The sequence below is a fragment of the Protofrankia sp. Cas8 genome, from assembly GCF_963555845.1.
Classification (GTDB): Bacteria; Actinomycetota; Actinomycetes; order Frankiales; family Frankiaceae; genus Protofrankia.
Genome location: NZ_CAUVXI010000325.1, coordinates 1 through 3,955, shown reverse-complemented (window position 1 = coordinate 3,955; position 3,955 = coordinate 1). Strand labels below are relative to the sequence as shown.

Annotated in this window: 1 protein-coding gene; it reads left to right on the top strand. The window is 69.6% G+C overall.

Features of this window, described 5'->3' with window-relative positions; genetic code table 11:
* Positions 1-425: 425 nt before the first annotated feature.
* Positions 426-3,955: DUF6531 domain-containing protein (locus U9977_RS26250; protein ID WP_322751957.1), on the top strand; the 3,530-nt coding region annotated here is incomplete at its 3' end.

Below are 3,955 nucleotides of genomic sequence, written 5' to 3'. Positions count from 1 at the left end.
ACATCGACCCCAAGCGCTACCAGCGGGAACGGACGCGCGACCGCTCCCTGCTCTTCGTGGCCGCGACCCGGGCCCGCGACGAGCTCGCCATCTTCTGGCACGGCACCCCGAGTCCTTTCCTTTCCGCCGTCACACACCCCTGATCGGCTGTCCCCGGCCGTCCCCGGAGATGGTGATCGGCGTTTGTTTGTCGTTAGGTACGGTTTTCGGCCGGATAGGCGTACCGGACGACAAACTCGCGCCGATCTCGTCGACCGGCGCCAGCGGAAACCGATGCCAGTGGAAACCGATGCCAGTGGAAGACGGATACCGGTGGAAATGGTACGGCCTGCCCGATACGTTCTCAGTGCAGATGGTCCTGCCAGTCGGCGGGCGGCCGAGTAGGCGTTCGGCGGACGAAGCCTGGGCGAACAGGGAGAACCGCGGTGGGTGACTGGGATGTCCTGGGGTTGGAGGGTGATCCAACTCCGGGTGACCCGGATGCGGTGCGGGGCATGGCCGTCCGGTTGCGAACCCAGGCTGAGGTCGCCGAACACAACACCACTCGCCTGCGTGCTATCGCGAGCGGCGGTGGCGAGCTGGCGATGGCCGGTGACTACGCGCCGGCTTACACCGAGGCGTTGGTGGAGTTACCCGACGGGCTGGCTCGGCTGGCCCGTGCCTACCGGGGCTGTGGGGATGCGCTGTTTACCTTTGCGACCGGTCTAGCCGACGCGAAGGCCCAGGCTGGCGGCGCGCTACGCGATGGTCTGGACGCTGAGGGTCGCTATCAGGCGGCGCTGGGTGAGGTTCGGGCGTTGCTGCCGGCGGATCGGGAGTGGCTGCTGTGGCCGCGGGCGGAACTCAGCGAGGGTTCGATCAGCTCCGCAACGGCGATGTGGGATGCGGCGGCGGTGGCCGGGCAGGTCCGGGCGGCGGCCGCCCGGGGGCAGGTGGCCAGTGCGGATCGGGCGCGGGCCGCCCGGTTGGCTCGGGACGCGGCGGAGCTGCGGGGGCAGGCGGCACACGTCTGTGCCCGCGGGATTGAGGACGCGCTTGCCGGCAGTGGGATCAAGAATAAGCCGTGGTATGCGAAGGCGTGGAATGCGGTGTCGGCGCCGTTTCGGTCCTGGGACAGTTTTGTCGACCTCTGCCGGGATGTCGCCATGGTCGCGGGGGTTGTCGCGTTGTTCGTCTCCGGGCCGATCGGGTTGGCGTTGGTGGCGATCGCGCTGGTCGCGGGTGCGGCGGTGTTCGCGGACACGTTGGCGAAGTACGCGCAGGGTAAGGCGTCGTTAGGGCAACTCGCGCTGGACTCGTTGGGTCTGATTCCGGGTGGGCGCGGTGTCGTCAGCGTGGCCCGGTTGGGGCGGACCGCGGTGGCATTGGGTCGGGGGGTGGGCCGCGGGGAGGGGCTGCGGCTGGTCGGTGCCGGGTTGCGGTCCGTGGGTGGTGCGGCGCTGCGTCAGGTACGCACGGCGACCGCCTACGGTCTGGGGGCGGCCGGCCGGGTCCGGGAGACGCTCCAGGCCGGCTATCAGTTCACCAAGACCACCGCGTCTCGGGTGTTGAAGGTCGACCCGGTGGACATGGCGAGCGGGCAGATGATTCTCACGCAGGTCGACGTGGAGCTGCCCGGCCTGCTGGCGTGGGCGTTGCAGCGGACCCATCTGTCGTCGTATCGGGCGGGGCGCTGGTTCGGCCGGTCGTGGAGTTCGACATTGGACCTCCGCCTGGAGATCGACGAGGCGGGTGTGTGCTACGCCGCGCCGGATGGGGTGCTGCTCGCCTATCCGCATCCGGCGCCGGGTGCGACGGTGTGGCCGGCGGAGGGCCCACGGCTGGCGTTGACCTGCGACGCCGCCGGTGTCTATACGGTCACCGATCCGCAGGCCGGGCACACGTTGCACTTCGCGGTGCCGGCCGGCAACGCCCGGCACGTGTCCCTGCCGCTGGCGGCGATCACTGATCGTCATGGGAATCGCATCGAGTTGGGCTATGACGCCGCCGACGGGACGCTCGCTGAGATCAGCCATTCGGGTGGGTACCGGCTGGTGGTGGACACCCAGCAGGGTCTGATTACTGCGATCCGGTTGCGGGGGCGGGCGGGCGAACCCGACATCGCGGTCATCCGCTATGGCTACGACGGGAGTGGCCGGCTGATCGAGGTGGTGAACTCCTCGGGTCGGCCGTTGCGGTTTGCCTATGACGCCGCCGGGCGGATGATCAGCTGGACGGATCGCAACGGCACCGGCTATGCCTACCGCTACGACGGGGCCGGTCGGGTGGTGCGGACCGTGGGTTCGGCGGGCTGCCTGGACGGGACGATCGTCTACGACACCGAGCGCGGTGTCACGGTGGAGACCAACTCGCTCGGTTATGCCACGGAATATCATTTCAACGACGTGATGCAGCTGCGGCGACAGGTTGACTCGCTCGGGCATGCCACCGTCTACGACTGGGATCGGTATGACCGCAAACTCGCCGAAACCGACCCGCTGGGCCGCACCGTCCGGTACCGCTACGACGCCGAGGGTAACCTGACCGAGATTGTCCGGCCGGACGGCAGCCGGGTGACAGCGGCATGGAATGCGCTGCGGCTGCCGGTGACGATCATCGAACTGGACGGTGCCCGCTGGGAACGCACCTATGATGAGCGGGGGAACCTGACCGCGGTGGTTGATCCGGTCGGGGCGCGGACCGGGTTCGCCTATGACGACCGGGGCGGGCTGACAATGGTCACCGACGCGCTCGGCCAGATTCGGCGGGTGGCGAGCGACGCTGCCGGCCTGCCCGTCGCGGTGACCGATCCCCTCGGCGCGGTCACCGTGTATGAGCGGGACGGGTTCGGTCGGGTGGTCGCGGTGACCGACCCGGTGGGCGGGACGACCCGGTTCGGGTGGACGGTGGAGGGCAAACCCGTATCCCGGACCCTGCCCGACGGTGCCACCGAGCGGTGGACCTACGACGGGGAAGGCAACCTGATCGAGCACCTTGACGCGGCCGGTTTGGTGACCCGCACCGAGGTGACGCATTTCGATCTGCCGGCGGCGCGGACCGGCCCGGACGGGGCGCGGCTGGCCTTCGCCTATGACACCGAGCTGCGGCTGGTCGCCGTCACCAACCCGGCCGGCCTGGTGTGGCGCTACGACTACGACCCGGCCGGCAATCTCATCCGGGAGACCGATTTCAACGGCCGCGTCCTGGCTTATGTGAATGATGCCGGCGGGCAGCTCGTTGCCCGGACCAACGGTGCGGGGGAGAGCGTGCATTTCACCCGCGACCTGCTTGGCAACGTTATTGAGAAACGGGACGACAATGCGGTGACGACGTTTGCCTACGACGCCGTCGGCCGGGTTGTGCGCGCTACCAACTCCGATGCGGACTGTGTGTTCGAGCGGGATCCTCTCGGCCGGGTACTGGCCGAGACCTGTAACGGTCGGACGGTCTCCTCGACATTCGACGGGCTGGGCCGGCGGGTGCGGCGGGTGACGCCGTCCGGAGCGGACAGCGTCTGGGAGTATGACCCGAACGATCTGCCGCTGTCGCTGGCGACCGCCGGTCGGACGGTGCGGTTCGCCCACGACGAGGCCGGCCGGGAGGTGGCGCGCAGCCTCGATACCGGGGTGGTGCTGGCGCAGGTGTGGGATGCCAACCACCGACTGCTGTCGCAGACCGTGACCGCGGGCCGGCCGGGGACCGCGGGGCAGGCGCGGGTGCTCCAGCGCCGGGACTACTCCTACAGCCGGGATGGGTATGTCAGCGAGATCGATGACATGCTCGCCGGCCTGCGCCGGTTCGATCTCGACCCCGCGCGGCGGGTCACCGCGGTCCACGGCTCGGACTGGTCCGAGCGGTACGCCTACGACGCGGCGGGCAACATCACCGACGCGTCCTGGCCGGTGCCCGCGCAGCGTGACGGCCGGGACGGGGGGGACCACGCGGCGCAGGGCGGTCGGGAGTACGCGGGCACGCT